The sequence below is a fragment of the Kitasatospora sp. NPDC056800 genome (assembly GCF_042789775.1).
GTDB lineage: Bacteria > Actinomycetota > Actinomycetes > Streptomycetales > Streptomycetaceae > Kitasatospora.
The window spans coordinates 42,795-57,894 of record NZ_JBHUAL010000004.1 but is presented as its reverse complement, the minus strand read 5'-3'; the positions used below and the strand labels follow the sequence as shown (position 1 = coordinate 57,894).

Below are 15,100 nucleotides of genomic sequence, written 5' to 3'. Positions count from 1 at the left end.
CCTCCGTCACCCGCCCTCCGCGTCCCCCTCGGCCAGGCGCTCCGCCTGGACGTCCGGCCGCTCGCTGTCCCACAGCAGCTCCCACACCTTGAACACGCAGTGGTAGTCGCGCATGCTCCCCTGCGAGACCAGCAGGTAGGTGTCCCCGTCGCGGAGCAGCGTCCGCCGTCGGCTGTTGAACGGGTGCTGCGGGGTGTAGGAGGGGACGAGTCGCTTCAGTTCCTCGACGGCCTCCTCGCGGCTGCCCTCGACCTCGGCGAGCACCTTGCTGCCCCAGGTCCGGTCGTGCCCGGTGCCCACCGTCTCCTCCACGACCAGCGCCCAACGTGCCATGCCCTGCTCCCGTTCCGTTCCGATCCGATCCGCTGTGTTCCTCGGCCCGCCCGGCCCGCCCGGCCCGCTTCGCCCGCTCGGGCCGTCGACCCGTCAGCGCGTCGGCGACTTGAAGAAGATGGTGGTCGGCCGGAGCACGCCCGCCGGGTCGGCCGCGAAGTCCGGCACCGAGCCGACCCGGGTCCAGCCCGCCCCCTCGTAGAGCCGCTCCGCCGGGCTCCCGGTCTCGGTGTCCAGCACCAGTAGCCGGATGCCCAGCTCCACCGCCCGTTCCTCCAGGGCCGCCAGCAGCCGTCCCGCCAGCCGGTGCCCGCGATCGGCGGGGTGCACCATCAGCTTGGCCACCTCGCCCCGGTGGCGGCCGTTCGCGGTGGTGGCGGGCCGCAGCTGCACCGTGCCGGCCAGCCGTCCGTCGGCCCGGTTCCGGGCGGTCCACAACACCAGCCGGCCGGCCGCGAGGTCCGGGCCGAGCGCCCGCCACCACGTCGTGGCCTCGTCGGGCGCCAGCGGGGCGAGGAACCCGATCGAGGCGCCGCCGTGCACGGTCTCCGCCAGGAGCCCGGCGAACTCCTCCGCCGAGTCGTCCAGCTCCTGGGCCGTCACCTCGCCGATCACGTACGCACCGTCGGACATGTCGCCATCCTCACTCGTTCGCGCCCGCCCACCGCTCGGCCGGGTGCGCGATACTCGCCGGTATTCCGCTGGTATTCCGCCGAGAGTACAAGGAGCTTCGATGACGAAGCCGACCCGGATCGACCCGTCCGACCTGCTCGCCGTCGGCGACCTGCTCTCGGACGAGGAGCGGCTGATCCGCGACACCGTCCGCCGGTTCACCGAGGAGCACATCCGCCCGCACATCGGCGACTGGTTCGAGCGCGGGGTCTTCCCGGTCCGCGAGCTTGCCCCCGAGCTCGGCGCCCTGGGCGTGCTCGGCATGCACCTCGACGGCTACGGCTGCGCGGGCGCCGACGCGGTGGCGTACGGGGTGGCCTGCATGGAGCTGGAGGCGGCCGACTCCGGGCTGCGCAGCTTCGTCTCCGTCCAGGGCTCGCTCGCCATGCGCTCGATCCACGCCTTCGGCTCCGAGGAGCAGAAGCAGCGCTGGCTGCCCGGCATGGCCGCCGGTGAACTGATCGGCTGCTTCGGCCTCACCGAGCCGGACTTCGGCTCCGACCCCGCCAACATGCGGACCCGGGCGGTGCGCAAGGGCGGTGAGGGCGGCGACTGGGTGCTGTCCGGCAGCAAGATGTGGATCACCAACGGCAGCATCGCCGACGTCGCCGTGGTCTGGGCGCAGACCGAGGAGGGCGTGCGCGGCTTCCTGGTCGAGCGCGGCACCCGCGGCCTGACCGCCACCGACGTGCACGGCAAGCTCTCGCTGCGCGCCTCCGTCACCAGCGAGCTGGCCTTCGACGAGGTGGTGCTGCCCGCCGACGCCGTGCTGCCCGGGGTGGTCGGCCTGCGCGGCCCGCTCTCCTCCCTCAACGAGGCCCGCTACGGCATCCTCTGGGGCACCGTCGGAGCCGCCCGCGACTGCTACACCGCCGCCCTGGACTACGCTAAGAGCCGGATCCAGTTCGACCGCCCGATCGCGGGCTTCCAGCTGACCCAGCAGAAGCTGGTCGAGATGATGCTGGAGGTCGAGAAGGCCTACCTGGTCGCCCTGCGGATCGGCCGGCTCAAGGAGCAGGGCGCGGCCCGCCCGCCGCACATCAGCTTCGGCAAGCTCAACAACGTCCGCACCGCGCTGGAGATCGCCCGCAGCGCCCGGACCGTCCTCGGCGCCAATGGCATCACCACCGAGTACCCGGTGCTGCGGCACGCCAACAACCTGGAGTCGGTGCTCACCTACGAGGGCACCAGTGAGATCCACACCCTGGTCCTCGGCGAGGCCATCACCGGCGAGTCCGCCTACCGCTGACGGGCCGCCGCCCGCCCCTCCCGGCCCGGGAAAACCGGTGGCCGGGCCCGTCGCGGCCCGGCTACCGTCCCTGCCATGACCAGCCAGTACGTCCCGACGCGGCCCCCGACCACCACCCTCTGGCGCCCCACCGGCCCGGAGGAGCTGGCCCTGGTCGAGGCCGCCGACCGGCGCGCCTGGCCGCCCCGCCTGCCCGAGCAGCCGATCTTCTACCCCGTCCTCAACGAGGACTACGCGATCCGGATCGCCCGGGACTGGAACGTGCCCGCCTCCGGCGTCGGCTACGTCACCCGCTTCGAGGTCGACACCGCCTTCCTCGCCCGCTACCCCGTCCAGCGGGCGGGCGGCCGGACGATCCTCGAACTCTGGGTGCCCGCCGAGGAGTTGGCCGAGTTCAACCGGCACATCGTCGGCCGCATCGAGGTGGTCCACGAGTTCCGCCCGCAGTCGTGACCCGCCCCGCCGCCGGCAGCGCCGACCTGCCCCGCCGTCCGTAGCGCCGACCTGCCGCCTCCCCGCCTGCCGCCCCGCCGCCCGGAGCCCGCGGCCCGGAGCCCGCGGCGTCGGCACGGTCGGCGGGGCGGCCCGTTCCGTACGGCCCCCGTCGGCCGCGGACCGCCCCGGCGGCTCCCCGGCGCTCTTCCGACACCTCGTGGACACCCGGCGTTCGGTGAGGTGACGCCGACCGGTACGGCGGTCGGTGGAGCATGGCGCGGTCGGCGGCGCCCTCGGCGGGCGCGGCCGGGTGCGCACGACCGAAAGGAACGTCCCATGTCCGCTGCCCAGTGGCCCCGCCCCCGCGTTCTCGTCGTCGGGATCGACGGTGTCCGCCACGACTACCTGGCGCAGGTGCAGATGCCGCGCCTGGAGGAGGTCGCCGAGGCCGGGTTCCTGGTGCCGGTCACCGTCGCGGACGGCACGCCCACCATGTCCGGGCCGTGCTGGACCACCATCGTGACCGGGGTCGAGCCCGCCAAGCACGGGGTCTGGGGCAACCACCTGGGCGGCAACCGGCTCGACGTGTTCCCCGACTTCGCCACCCGCCTCGCCCGGGGCGACCGGCGCCGCACCTTCGTCGCGGCCGGCTGGGACCCGCTGATGATCAACGAGTCCGGCGGCCCGCTGTTCCGCGCCCCCGGCCGGCTCTCCTACGTGGCCCCCGCCGAGGACACCCCCGAGGCCTGGGAGGCGGTGGACGAGGAGGTCGTCCGGGAGGCCGTCCACGTCCTCGGCACCGCCGACCCGGAGGCCTCCTTCGTCTACCTCGGCGCCGTCGACGAGACCGCCCACTTCCTGGGCTGCGGCGACGAGTACCGCGCGTCCATGCGCACCGCCGACGAGCGCCTCGGCCGCCTCCTCGACGCCGTCCGCGGCCGGGCGACCTACGCCGAGGAGCAGTGGACGGTCATCGTCGTCACCGACCACGGGCACGTGGACGCCGGCGGCCACGGCGGCCGTACGGTCGAGGAGCGGACGGCCTGGGTCGCCTGCGCGGGGCACGGCATCCCGGCCGGCCCGCCCACCGGCGAGATCCGCCACCCGGACGTCGCCGCGCAGGTGTACGCCTCCCTGCTGCGCCCGATCGACCCGCACTGGACCCTCGACGGCCGCCCGTTCCCGCTGGCCAGGCCGGTGCCGGCGGCGGTCTGAGCGGCGGGCGGTCCGCGATCCGGGGGTACCGGTGCCCCCGGGTGCAGCAGGCCGGGCTGCGGCGGCGCCGGGCTTGAGCGAGGCTCGACCGGGGCTCGACCGGGGCTCGGGCCGCGCTCGACCCGCGCGTGCCGGCCAGGGCGCCGGAGCGGCACGCCTCCGAGCCCGCGGGCCCCGGACCTGCGGGCCTCAGGGTCCCTGCCGAAGGACATACGCCTGAAGGTGGAGAAGGTACCCCGTGGGTTGGAGACAAGATCGCGACCTGGTGGTGACGATCCGACGGGTCGGGACGGGCCACGATGGTTGCACCGGACGGTGGAGCACGCCGACCGGGCCGGCGACGCGGACCTGAGCGGCCGCCGGCGGCGGAGACGAGCGGTCGGCGACGGCCGCACCGGTCACGACACGGAGAGGACAGCCGGGCATGAAGGGCATCGTGAGCAAGGTCGCGCTGGGAGTCGCTGGTACCGGCATGGCCGTCGCCGTGGCGGCCGTGGCAATCGGCCCGCGGGTGTCCGACTGGTACGACGAGCACCACCAGCAACAGGGCTCGTACGAGACCGGCACCCAGGCCAAGGCCGACCGCCGGTCGATGCCGACCTGGCTGCCCGACAACGCCTCCGGGGTGAAGTACCTGATGTCCACCAGGGGCGACGACCGCCTGCTGCGCGCCACCCTCCCGGAGGAGCGGCTGCCCGTCGGCTGCACCGCCGGGCAGCCGGGCAAGAGCGCGCACCCGGTGCCGGAGTCGCTCAAGGCCGGCTGGTTCCCCGAGGGCGTCGCGACCAAGGTCATCGGCACCTGTGGGTACTACAACGTGGCGCTGACCGGCAACCAGCTCTACGCGTGGCAGGACGGCGCGGCGGTGCAGGCGGCGCTGCGCGCCGAGCACGTCGCCAAGCGCTGAGTCCGGCGGGCACCCGAGTACTCCTGAGCACTCCCGGGAACCCCTGAACACCTCTGAGCACTCCTGGTCGCCGCGACCGGGGAACGGAACGGCCCGCCGGGCACCGGAAGGTGCGGGCGGGCCGTCGCCGTGTGCGGGCCGGAAACGGGCGGCGGACGATCCGCCCGGCGCACCCCCGCAGCCGGACAGCACGTACCCCCGCTGTGGGAACCGGACCGTGCTGCGGTAGGACGGAGCGCGAACGAACCCCACGTCGCCCGTCCGTAAGGAGAACCATGCCCGGCCCGACCGTCGGCCCCACCGACGACACGTCGACCGCTGCCGCCACCACCGCCCCCGCATCCGTCGCCGCACCCGCCACCGGCCAGACCCGTCCCGGCTGGGCCGTGATCGCCGCCCTCGGCGGCCTCACCGCGCTCGGTCCGCTCACCACCGACCTCTACCTGCCGGGCCTGCCCGCGATCGCCGACGACCTGGTCGCCCAGCCGGCCGCCGTCCAGCTCACCCTGACCTTCTCGATGTTCGGGGTCGCCGCCGGGCAGCTGCTCTTCGGGCCGCTCAGCGACCGCTACGGGCGCCGGGTGCCGCTGCTCGCCGGGCTCGTCCTCTACACCCTGTCCAGCGTGGTGTGCGTGTTCGCGCCGAACCTGGCCGTGCTGATCGCCGCCCGCTTCGTCCAGGGCGCGGCCGGGTCCGCCGGGCTGGTGATCGGACGCGCCGTCTCCCGGGACCGCTTCCAGGGCGTCGCGCTGCTGCGCTTCCTCGCCTCGATCGCCCTGATATCCGGGCTGGCGCCGATCCTCGCGCCGATCATCGGCGCGCAGCTGATGCGGTTCACCTCGTGGCGCGGCACCTTCGGCGTGCTGACGGCGCTCGGGCTGCTGCTCACCCTGGTCTCGTTCGGGGTGCTGCGCGAGACGCTGCCGCCGGAGACCCGGGACCGCGGCGGCGTGGGCGCGACCCTGCGGACGATGGGACGGCTGCTGGGCAACCTGCCGTTCCTCGGGCTGGCGCTGACCAGCTCCCTCGCCTTCGGGGCGCTGTTCGGCTACATCAGCGGGTCGTCGACGGTGCTCCAGCACGTGTACCAGGTCTCGCCGCAGACCTACAGCCTGCTGTTCGGGCTGAACTCGTTCGCGATCGTGGTGATGACCCAGGTGAACGGGCGCGTGCTGGCGCCGCGCTTCACGCAGCGGGTGCTGATGCTGGGCAGCCTCGCGGCGGCGGTCGCCGCCGGGGTGGCGCTGGTGCTGCTGACCACGGTGTGGGACTTCGGGCTGGCCGGGTTCTGCCCGCCGCTGTTCGTGATGATGGGCAGCCTGGGCGTGCTGCTGCCGAACACCGCCGCCCAGGCGCTCGGCCTGGTCGAGCCGCAGGTGGCGGGTACGGCGTCGGCGCTGCTCGGGACGGGCAACTTCCTGTGCGCCGCGGTGGTCGCGCCGCTGAGCAGCCTCGGCGGTCAGCCGTCGGCGGTGCTGCTGGCGCTGGTGGTCCTGGTCTGCGGGGTGCTCGCGACGGTGGTCTACCTGGCGCTGTGCCGACCGGAGCGGATGCGGGCGGCGGCGGGCGGCTGACAGGAGACGGGCGGCAGGCCGCGGCCGGAAGACTGACGGCGGACGGATGACAGCGAACGGGTAACAACGAACAGAAGACAGATGACAGCTGACAGATGTTGAAATCTGTCAGCTGTCATCCGTTATCCGTTACTCGTCAACCGTCATTCGTCGCCCGGGGCGGTCTCAGGCGATGGAGAAGTCATCCCCGTACACGTTGCCCTGGCCGTACCAGCCGTGCAGGTACACGGAGACGGTGCCGTTGGCGCCGGTGGTGAAGGGGACGGACACCTTGGTCCAGCCGGAGGAGTTGGCCCACGCGCTGGCGGTGGCGCCGCCGTTGACGCCGATGTAGGCGTAGTTGCCCTGCACCCAACCGCTCAGGGTGTAGCTGGTGTTGGGCTTCAGCGTGACGGTCTGCGCGCACTCGCCGGTCTGGGCGGCGGTGGCCGCGGCCTGGAGGGCCTTGGTGCCGGAGTGGACCGGGGTGGAGACCACGGCGCCGCCGCTCTGGCAGGTCCACGGGGCCAGGCTGCCGCTCTCCAGGTCGCCGTTGACCAGGCCGGTGGTCGGCGTGGTCCCGGTGACGGTCAGCGTGTAGGACGCGATGTGGTTGCCGGAGGCCCCGGTGGCGCTGATGCCCAGCGGGTAGGTGCCCGGAGTCACGGCCGAGCTGGTGGAGATGTTCAGGGTGGCGCTGTTGCCGGCGGTGACGCTGCCGGGGGTGATGGTGGCGGTGATGCCAGGGACGGGCTGGCTGACGACCGCGAGGTTGAGGTTCTGCGCCGAGCCGGCCGTGACCGCCGTCGAGATGGTCGCCGAGACGGACGAACCAGCCGCGACCGTACCGGAGTTCGGGTTCACGGCGACCGAGAAGTCATTGCCGGGCTGGGTGCCGGTGACGGTCAGGGTGAAGGTGCTGGTGTGGCTGCCGGAGGCCGCCGAGCCGGTGACCGTGATCGGGTAACTCCCGGGCGTCACCGAGGAGGTGGTGCTGATGTTCAGCGTGGCGCTGTTGCCGGCGGTGACGCTGCCGGGGGTGACGGTGGCGGTGACGCCGGCCGGGGCGCCGCTGACCGTGAGGTTGACGCTCTGCGCGGAGCCCGCCGTCACGGCCGTCGCGATGGTGGCCGAGGTGGACGAACCGGCCGCGACCGTGGCGGAGTTCGGGCTGGCCGACACCGAGAAGTCGTTGCTCACCGTCGAGCCGCTGGTGAACGGCGCGAAGACGTGGGTGAAGTCCCAGGTGTTCTGGGCGATCCCGGAGCAGTTGTCGTTGCCGGCCGTGCCCGGGCAGCCGCCGTTGTCGCGCTGGAGGGCCCAGAAGGACAGCGTGTTGATGCCCTTGGAGACCGCCCAGTTGTACACGGTGGTGGCGTTGGCCAGGGTGAAGGTCTCGGCCGGACCGAAGTCGTCGACACCGATCATCTCGGTGATCCCGATCGAACCCCACAGCTGGGCGGGGGTCTTGGACGGGTAGAGCTTGGCGAGCTGGTTGTAGAGGCCCTGCGCGGAGGTCTGGGTGTCGGCCGCCATGTCGTGGGCGGCGTTGTCGTAGTAGTCGAAGGTCATCATGTTGACGACATCGATCCGCGCGTTGTTGCTGACCGCGTTCTTCAGCACCGCGAGACCGCTGCTGGCCAGCCCGGAGGTGGTGGTGGGCAGCGTGTAGGAGAACTGGATGCTCCGCCCGTTGGCGGCGGCCCAGTCCTGCACGAGCTTGATGGCCTTGTTGCGGCGGTCGATCCCGGCGGTGTTGGTCAGCGAGTTGTCCTCGATGTCGAGGTCGATCCGGCTGACGTCGTAGGTGGTGATCACGTTCTGGAAGGCGGCCGCGATCTGGTTGACGTCGGTGCAGCTGTCGGCGATCTCGGTGCCGGTGTTGTCGGCGGTGTAGCCGCCGAAGGACGGGATCACGTCCCCGCCGTTGGCGCGGATGGTCGCGATGTCCGCGCCGAACGTGGAGGAGGACACCGGCTTGGAGGTGTCGCCGTTCCAGTACGGCGTGCAGGAGCCCTTGGTGGCGGCCTGGAGGAACGCCATGGTCAGGTGCTTGGCGCCGGACTGCGCGGCCAGTTGGGCCGGGCTCTGGCCGGTCCAGGACTCGAAGTAGGGGGCGAAGACCCGGCTGGGGAGCGGGGTGGCGGCCTGGGCGGAGCTCGTCCCGGCGGCGACCAGGCCGGCCGAGGCGGCCAGCGTGGCGCAGGCCGTCAACACGGCCTGGACTGTTCGGCGGAGGCGCATGAATTCTCCAACAGACTTGGTGGGGCAGGACGTTGGGGAGGTGCGGTCGGTCCGGGTGGGGCGGCCGTGTGGGGTCGGCGGCGGCCCCGGGACCGGGTCGGAACCGGGAGTACGGGGAAGTGCGGGGGTGTGCGGGCGTGCGAAGGCCCACCGACTCGCGTGGACGCGGGCGGCGTGCGGAAGCGCGCGCCGTACGGAGCGGGGGTGGAGCGGAGCATGGCAGGGCATGGCAGTGCCTCAGCCGCCGGTGGTCACACCCCCACAGTGCATCCCGGTCGGATCGACATGCTTATGTTTGGACTAGACCACTGGTCTGTCAAGAGTCCTAACAGTTCGTCAGCACACGGCCCGCGCGACGGAAGGGGGGCGGACCGGCGTCGGGACGGGTGGGCCGCCGGTGGGGCCCGCCGGGAGGACGGTGTCGGACGCTCCGGGTGGCGGCGAGGGGCGGCGGTGAGGGGCGCCGGAAACGAGAAGACCGTGGCCGCGCACCCGGAAAGGGGCGCGGCCACGGCAGCCCGGCGCTCAGGACACCGGGCGGATCATGGTGTCGCCGACCAGCGGGCCAGCGGACAAGCGGATCGGCGGGTCAGTGGGACGGCGGGCAGAGCGTGGCGAGCAGCGCGTCGTTGATCTTCGTGGCGGTGTCCGGCCCGAAGCCCTGCGGGTGGTCGGCGGAGGTGAAGCGCTGGTTGGCCAGGTCCGCCAGCTTCTGCTTGTCCTTGGGGAACTGGTACATCGACTGGCACTGGTTGCGCGCCCGGTCCACGGCCTGGTCCGGCTTGCCGCCGACGATCGCCGGGTCGATCGCGTCCAGCGCGGAGACCAGCTTGGCCGTCACGTCGGTGCCCGGCTTGGCGGGCAGTCCGGCATCGGCGGGCGGCGCGGGCTTGGACGGTGCGGGGGCTCCCGAGGCGCCGGCGTCGGGGGCGGGCGCGCCGGTGCCGCCGTCGGCCGTGGGGGCGGCCGGGTCGGACCCGGGGGTCGCGGGCGGCGTCGCCGAGGGCGTGGCGGCGTCGGAGGGCGCGGTGGCCGAGGCGGCGGGGGCGGTGGGGGAGCCGGCCGCGGAGGTGGCCTTGCCCGAGTCCGATCCGGAGCTGGAGCAGGCAGCGAGGCTCACCGCGGCGAGTGCCGTGAGGGTGGCGGCGAGGAGACGAGTGCGCATGGCGCCCAGACTGTCATGTTCGCGCCGCAGAAGGGAAGGTCCCTTCAGTGGTCGGAAAGCACCTGGAACGCACCCGTGAGCGCACCCGTGAGCGCACCTGTGAGCGCACACGCGAGCGCACCCGGAAAGCCCCGGGACGGTGCCTCCGGAACGGCGGACGGCGGCCCGGAGGAGCTTCCTCCGGGCCGCCGCGTTCACGCTCCACGGCCGCCGGGCCGAATCGCCGTCAGCCGAGGCCGTTGGACTTCAGCCAGTCCTTGGCGACCGCCGACGGGTCCTCCTTGTCCACCGACACGCGCTTCATCAGCGCCACCAGCCCGGCCGTGTCGAGCTTGGCCGACACCGCGTTGAGCGCCGCCGTCGCGGTCGCGTCCACGCCCGCCTTGTTGACCAGCGGGGTGACGTTCTGGGCGCCGAAGATGTTCTTCGGGTCGGCCAGCGGGACCAGCTTGTACTGGACGATCTTCGGGTCGGTGGTGAACACGTTGCCGACCTGGATGCTGCCGTCCTTGAGCGCGTTCGCGGTGGCGTCGCCGGTGGGTTTCCACTCCTTGAAGGTCAGCCCGTAGACGTCCTTGAGCTGCTGCTCGCGGCGGCTCTTGAACTCCGGCGGCCCGCCGATGGTGTACTCGCCGGCCTTGGCGGCGAGGTCGGCGATGCTCTTGAGGTTGTCCTTGTCGGCCGTCTCCTGGGTGACGCTGAGCGAGTCCTTGTCCTCGGCCGGGGAGGACTCGAGGATGCCCAGCGTGGCGGGCAGCGTCTTGGCGAGCTCCGCGTTCACGTCCTGGGTGGTGACAGCGGTGGACTTGGCGTCCAGGTAGGCGAGCAGCGAGCCGTTGTACTCCGGCAGGACGGTGAGGTTGCCGCTCTGCAACTGCCCGTAGAGCACCTCGCGGCTGCCGATGTTGAACTTCTCCTGGACCTTCACGCCCTTGGCCTTGAGCGCCTGCGAGTAGATCGACCCGAGCAGGACGTTCTCCGGGAAGTTGGCCGAGCCGACCACCACGGTCGAGCCGGACCCGCCCGTGGCGGCCGAGGCGCTCGAACCCCCGTCGAGCGGGTTGCCGCCGGAGGAGCCGCAGGCGGTGGCGCCGAGGGTGAGCGCGGCGAGGGTGCCGAGGGCGGCGACGCGGCGGCTTCGGCTGATTGTCGACATGGTGACAGATGTCCTTCCGGAACGGGAGGGGAGGGGGAACGGAGTCAGCGGGGCCGCTGCTGGGCGCGCACCCCGGGCGGGAGCGCGAACCGGGCGAGCAGGGCGAAGAACAGCTGGGCGACGACCGCGAGCAGGACCACCAGCAGCGCGCCACCCACGGTCACGGCGTACTTGCGGGTCGCCAGCCCGTCGATGACGTAGCGGCCGAGGCCGCCCAGCCCGACGTAGGCGGCCACCGTGGCGGTCGCGATCACCTGCACGGTCGCGGTGCGGAAGCCCGCCAGCAGGGTCGGGGCGGCCGAGGGCAGGCAGACCTGCCACAGCACCTGGGGGTGGGTCAGCCCGATGCCGCGCGCCGCGTCCCGGACGTCCGGGTCGGTGCCGCGCACCCCCTCGACGGCGGCCACCAGCAGCGGCGGCGCGGCGAGCGCGACCAGCGGGACCAGTACGGCGGTGTCGCCGACCCCGGCGAGCAGCACCGCCAGCGTCACCAGGCCGAGGGTGGGCAGGGCGCGGGCGGCGCCCGCGAGCGCGGTCACCACGGTGACGCCGCGCCCGGTGTAGCCGATCAGCAGCCCGAGCGGGACGGCGAGCAGCGCCGCGAACAGCAAGGCCGCGCCGGAGAGCAGCAGGTGCTCGGAGACCCGGTGCACGATCGAGTCCGGCCCGCTGAGGTGGTCCGGGTCGGTGAAGAAGTCGCTCAGCCAGTTCAGCCAGTTCACGAGCCCGCTCCCTTCTCCCGGACGGCCCAGGGCGCGAGCAGCCGCCGGGCGGCCACCAGCACCAGGTCGACGGCCAGCGCGAGGACGGCGATCAGCACGATGCCGGCCAGGATCGGGGTCGGGAAGGTGCGCTGGAAGCCGTCGACGAACAGGTAGCCGAGCCCGCCGCGACCGACCAGCGCGCCGACGCTGGCCAGCGAGATGCTGGACACCGCCGCGACCCGCAGTCCGGCGATCAGGTACGGCACGGCGGCGGGCAGCTCGACCGAGGTCAGCCGGTGCCACGGCCCGTACCCCATCGCGGTGGCGGCCTGCCGGACGGAGTCCGGGACGGCGCGCAGCCCGTCCACGGTGGTCGGCAGCAGCACGGCGAGGGCGTAGAAGGTGAGCGGGATCATCACCGTCGCCTGGGTGGCGAGGCCGGTGTACGGGATCAGCACCACGAACACGGCCAGCGAGGGCAGCGCGTAGACGATGTTGAACACGGCGGAGAGCGGCTGGTACAGCCGGGGGTAGCGGGCGCAGGCCAGGCCGAGCGGGACGGCCAGCAGCAGGCCGATGAGCACGGGGACGAGGGCGATCACGGCGTGGTCGGCGAGCAGGTGGCCCAGGTAGCCGAGGTGGTCGCCGATCCAGTACCAGCGGACGATCGGTTCATCGTCCACCGTCGGCTCCGTCCGTGCTGCCCGTTCCGTCCGGGCCGCCCGTGTCGTCCGGGTGGCTTCCGGTGGTGGCCGGGGGCTTGTCGGTGCGGACGGGCGCATCAGCGGCCGGCGAACCGGTGGCAGACGGACCAGTGGCAGACGGACCGGCGGCCGGCGGGCCGGAGGCGTCGGGCCGCAGGGCGGCGAGGACGGCCTCGCGGCTCGCGGTGCCGGTGACCCGGCCCTCGGCGTCCAGCGCGACCGCGACCCCGGCGGGGGAGAGGACGGCGGCGTCCAGCGCCGTGCGCAGGGTGTCGGCGTCCGGGCGGAAGGCGGCCGCCGGGTGCAGCTCGGCGGTGACGGCGTCGCGGTCGATCCAGCCGATCGGGCGGCGCCCGTCGTCCAGGGCCAACTCCCAGCCGCCGTACCGGAGTCCGTCGCCCACCGGGCGGAGCCGGACGCCGCTCGCGGGGCGCAGGGCGAGGCCGCGCAGGCCCCGGTCGCGCCCGAGGAAGGCGGCCACGCCCTCGTCGGCGGGGGTGGTGAGCAGGGTGTGCGGGTCGGCCAGTTGGGCGATCCGGCCGTGTTCGCGCAGCACCACCACCTGGTCGCCGAGCCGGACGGCCTCCTCGATGTCGTGGGTGACGAACAGCACCGTCTTGTGCAGCTCGGACTGGAGCCGCAGCAGCTCCTCCTGGAGCCCGGCCCGCACCACCGGGTCGACCGCGCTGAACGGCTCGTCCATCAGCAGCACCGGCGGGTCGGCGGCCAGCGCGCGCGCCACGCCGACCCGCTGCTGCTGGCCGCCGGACAGCTGGAACGGGTACCGCTTCGCGGTCTCGGGCGCGAGCCCGACCAGTTCGAGCAGTTCGGCGGCGCGGGCGCGGGCCTTCTTCCGGTCCCAGCCGAGCAGGTAGGGGACGGTGGCGATGTTGTCGATCACCTTGCGGTGCGGGAAGAGTCCGGCCTGCTGGATCACGTACCCGATGCCGCGGCGCAGCTTGGCGGGTTCCAGCTCCGCGACGTCCGTGTCGTCCAGCAGGACCCGGCCCGAAGTGGGCTCGACCATCCGGTTGACCATGCGCAGCAGGGTGGTCTTCCCGCAGCCGGACGGTCCGACCAGGACGGTTATCCGACCGGTCGGGACCTCCAGGTCCAGTCCCTCGACGGCGATGGTGCCGTCGGGGTGGCGCATTCCCGCGCCCTCGAATCTGATCACGTGGAGTTTCCTCGTCAGGGCGCCCCGGAAAGGCGGCGCCTGGGTCGTTCGGTCGTTCGGTCAGGGTCGTTCGGTGGCGGCGGTTTCAAGCGCCCGGGCGTACTTCCGCCCGCGTGGTTGCCCGGCTTTGGACCAGCGGAAACTCTGATCACACTATGACCTGCATCATCTCCTGTCCCTGATTTACCGCCCCGGCACGCGGTGCGACCGCAGGCTCAGCCGCCCTGACGGGTCGGCAGGCCGGCGGCCGCCCAGCCGACGAAACCGCCGTCCAGGTCGGTCGCCCGGTGCAGTCCCAGCTCGCGCAGGGAGGCCGCGGCCAGGCTGGAGGCGTAGCCCTCGGAGCAGACCACGACCACCTCGACGTCGTAGCCCGAGGCCTCGGGAATCCGGTGACTTCCCGTCGGATCGAGCCGCCACTCCAGCACGTTGCGTTCGATGATCAGCGAGCCGGGGATCTCCCCCTCGGCCGCCCGCTGCGCCGCCGGACGGATGTCCACCAGCAGCGCGCCGTCCAGCTGGGCCTGGTACGCCTCGCGGGCGCGCGGTCGGTGGACGCCCTCCCGGGCCCGCTCCACCAGGTCGTCGATCGTGGTCACCACTGTTCAGGTCCTTCCTCGGAGGTGCGGACGAGCCCGCCGGCCCGCAGGTCGTAGTGCGCCATCGAACTCAGCGGCGGCGAGTAGGCGTGCAGGGTGACGGCGGGGCCGACGGCGGTGTTGCGCACGTCGTGCACGTACTCGGGGCCGAAGGCGCGGGCGGTGCCGGCCGGGATCCGGCGGATCAGCAGGCCCTGCTCGGGCCCGCCGAGGGACAGCTCCTCCAACTCGCCGAGGGCGACGGCGAAGGCGCCGCGGGAGCCGCCGTGGTCGTGGAAGCCGGTGGACTGGCCGGGCAGCCAGCTGATCAGCCACACCTCGTGGTCGTCGTCCGCGGCCAGCCGCCGGTACCAGCGCTCCTCGGTGGAGAGGCGGACGTGGTGGATCCACTCCTCGGGCCGCTCGGCCAGTTCGCGGACGATGGTCCGCAGGGTGCTGGGGGTGAGCGGCGTGGGGGTGCCCCCGGCGGGCGGCGTCGGTGGTGGCTCGGGGGTGCTCGTGGGGCTTGCGGCGGCGGGGCGGGTGTTGTCGGGGTTTACGGTCGGCTGGGTTTCGGGGCTGATGCTCGGGCTCGGGCTCAGAGTCATGAGGGCGTCCTCGGGTGCGGCGGGAACGTCGGTGGGAAGCGCCCGGTGTCCGGCGGCGGTGGAGGGCGCGGGCCGACGGGGCGGCCCGGCACGCAAGGGTGCGCCGGGGCTGGGCGGGGTCAGGACTGCGGGTGCGGGTGCGCGGCGCGGGCCCTGGCAGACGTCACAGAGCGGGACCGGCGGGGGAGAACAAGGTCAACAGGCACAGATGGAACTCGCCTGGCGTCGCAGATCGACGTGCAGGCGGCATACCAGAGTGGCGCCGGAGTCCATGCGCCGGATCTTTCCCGAGCGAAGCGGAGGAAGTCAAGCCGGGCCGACCGTCCGCCGCCGTCCGTTCCCGGCGACCGACGGACCGGTCGGCTACCCGTCGCCCGCTCGCCGAGCACCCTTCGAGCAT

At 73.2% G+C, this 15,100-nt stretch carries 16 protein-coding genes; 5 read left to right on the top strand and 11 right to left on the bottom strand.

Features of this window, described 5'->3' with window-relative positions:
- Positions 1-6 precede the first annotated feature (6 nt).
- Positions 7-333 carry a hypothetical protein gene (locus ACFRQN_RS01885; protein WP_375873355.1) on the bottom strand — a complete coding sequence of 109 codons (327 nt, stop codon included), beginning with the start codon at positions 331-333 and terminating at the stop codon, positions 7-9.
- A gap of 93 nt (positions 334-426) precedes the next feature.
- Positions 427-966: a GNAT family N-acetyltransferase gene (locus tag ACFRQN_RS01880; RefSeq protein ID WP_380737489.1), complete on the bottom strand. Its 540-nt coding sequence runs from the start codon at positions 964-966 to the stop codon at positions 427-429.
- A gap of 100 nt (positions 967-1,066) precedes the next feature.
- Here ACFRQN_RS01880 and ACFRQN_RS01875 point away from each other — a divergent pair, with 100 nt between their 5' ends.
- The 5 genes from ACFRQN_RS01875 to ACFRQN_RS01855 all read left to right on the top strand — a co-directional run bounded on the left by ACFRQN_RS01875 (position 1,067) and on the right by ACFRQN_RS01855 (position 6,385).
- Positions 1,067-2,254: an acyl-CoA dehydrogenase family protein gene (locus ACFRQN_RS01875; protein WP_049652265.1), complete on the top strand. Its 1,188-nt coding sequence runs from the start codon at positions 1,067-1,069 to the stop codon at positions 2,252-2,254.
- Between the two features lie 75 nt (positions 2,255-2,329).
- A complete protein-coding gene (locus ACFRQN_RS01870) occupies positions 2,330-2,707 on the top strand; it encodes a hypothetical protein (protein WP_049652263.1) in 378 nt (125 codons plus the stop codon).
- A gap of 318 nt (positions 2,708-3,025) precedes the next feature.
- Complete coding sequence (locus ACFRQN_RS01865) at positions 3,026-3,904, top strand: alkaline phosphatase family protein (RefSeq protein WP_074004219.1); 879 nt, start codon at positions 3,026-3,028, stop codon at positions 3,902-3,904.
- A gap of 424 nt (positions 3,905-4,328) precedes the next feature.
- On the top strand, positions 4,329-4,811 hold the full coding sequence (locus tag ACFRQN_RS01860; protein ID WP_049657923.1) for a hypothetical protein: 483 nt from the start codon (positions 4,329-4,331) through the stop codon (positions 4,809-4,811).
- 275 nt (positions 4,812-5,086) lie between these two features.
- Entirely contained in the window at positions 5,087-6,385 is a 1,299-nt protein-coding gene (locus tag ACFRQN_RS01855; RefSeq protein WP_074004220.1) for a multidrug effflux MFS transporter, read from the top strand.
- Between the two features lie 165 nt (positions 6,386-6,550).
- Here ACFRQN_RS01855 and ACFRQN_RS01850 read toward each other — a convergent pair whose 3' ends face one another.
- The 9 genes from ACFRQN_RS01850 to ACFRQN_RS01810 form a co-directional block, all read right to left on the bottom strand.
- The gene (locus ACFRQN_RS01850; protein ID WP_074004221.1) at positions 6,551-8,608 is read right to left on the bottom strand and encodes a glycosyl hydrolase family 18 protein; all 2,058 of its coding nucleotides are present in this window, start codon (positions 8,606-8,608) and stop codon (positions 6,551-6,553) included.
- 589 nt (positions 8,609-9,197) lie between these two features.
- A complete protein-coding gene (locus tag ACFRQN_RS01845; RefSeq protein ID WP_079272435.1) occupies positions 9,198-9,773 on the bottom strand; it encodes a hypothetical protein in 576 nt (191 codons plus the stop codon).
- A gap of 226 nt (positions 9,774-9,999) precedes the next feature.
- A complete protein-coding gene (locus tag ACFRQN_RS01840; protein ID WP_380737486.1) occupies positions 10,000-10,929 on the bottom strand; it encodes an ABC transporter substrate-binding protein in 930 nt (309 codons plus the stop codon).
- A gap of 44 nt (positions 10,930-10,973) precedes the next feature.
- The gene (locus ACFRQN_RS01835; RefSeq protein WP_049657036.1) at positions 10,974-11,651 is read right to left on the bottom strand and encodes an ABC transporter permease; all 678 of its coding nucleotides are present in this window, start codon (positions 11,649-11,651) and stop codon (positions 10,974-10,976) included.
- Entirely contained in the window at positions 11,648-12,316 is a 669-nt protein-coding gene (locus tag ACFRQN_RS01830; RefSeq protein ID WP_049657035.1) for an ABC transporter permease, read from the bottom strand. Before ACFRQN_RS01830 ends, ACFRQN_RS01835 begins: the two co-directional genes overlap by 4 nt.
- On the bottom strand, positions 12,306-13,514 hold the full coding sequence (locus ACFRQN_RS01825; protein ID WP_079272437.1) for an ABC transporter ATP-binding protein: 1,209 nt from the start codon (positions 13,512-13,514) through the stop codon (positions 12,306-12,308). The genes ACFRQN_RS01830 and ACFRQN_RS01825 overlap by 11 nt, the downstream gene beginning before the upstream one ends.
- 215 nt (positions 13,515-13,729) lie before the next feature.
- Positions 13,730-14,116 carry a rhodanese-like domain-containing protein gene (locus ACFRQN_RS01820; RefSeq protein WP_049657033.1) on the bottom strand — a complete coding sequence of 129 codons (387 nt, stop codon included), beginning with the start codon at positions 14,114-14,116 and terminating at the stop codon, positions 13,730-13,732.
- The gene (locus ACFRQN_RS01815) at positions 14,110-14,700 is read right to left on the bottom strand and encodes a cysteine dioxygenase family protein (protein ID WP_079272438.1); all 591 of its coding nucleotides are present in this window, start codon (positions 14,698-14,700) and stop codon (positions 14,110-14,112) included. Before ACFRQN_RS01815 ends, ACFRQN_RS01820 begins: the two co-directional genes overlap by 7 nt.
- A 195-nt stretch (positions 14,701-14,895) precedes the next feature.
- Positions 14,896-14,973 carry a putative leader peptide gene (locus ACFRQN_RS01810; protein ID WP_107086570.1) on the bottom strand — a complete coding sequence of 26 codons (78 nt, stop codon included), beginning with the start codon at positions 14,971-14,973 and terminating at the stop codon, positions 14,896-14,898.
- Positions 14,974-15,100: the final 127 nt, after the last annotated feature.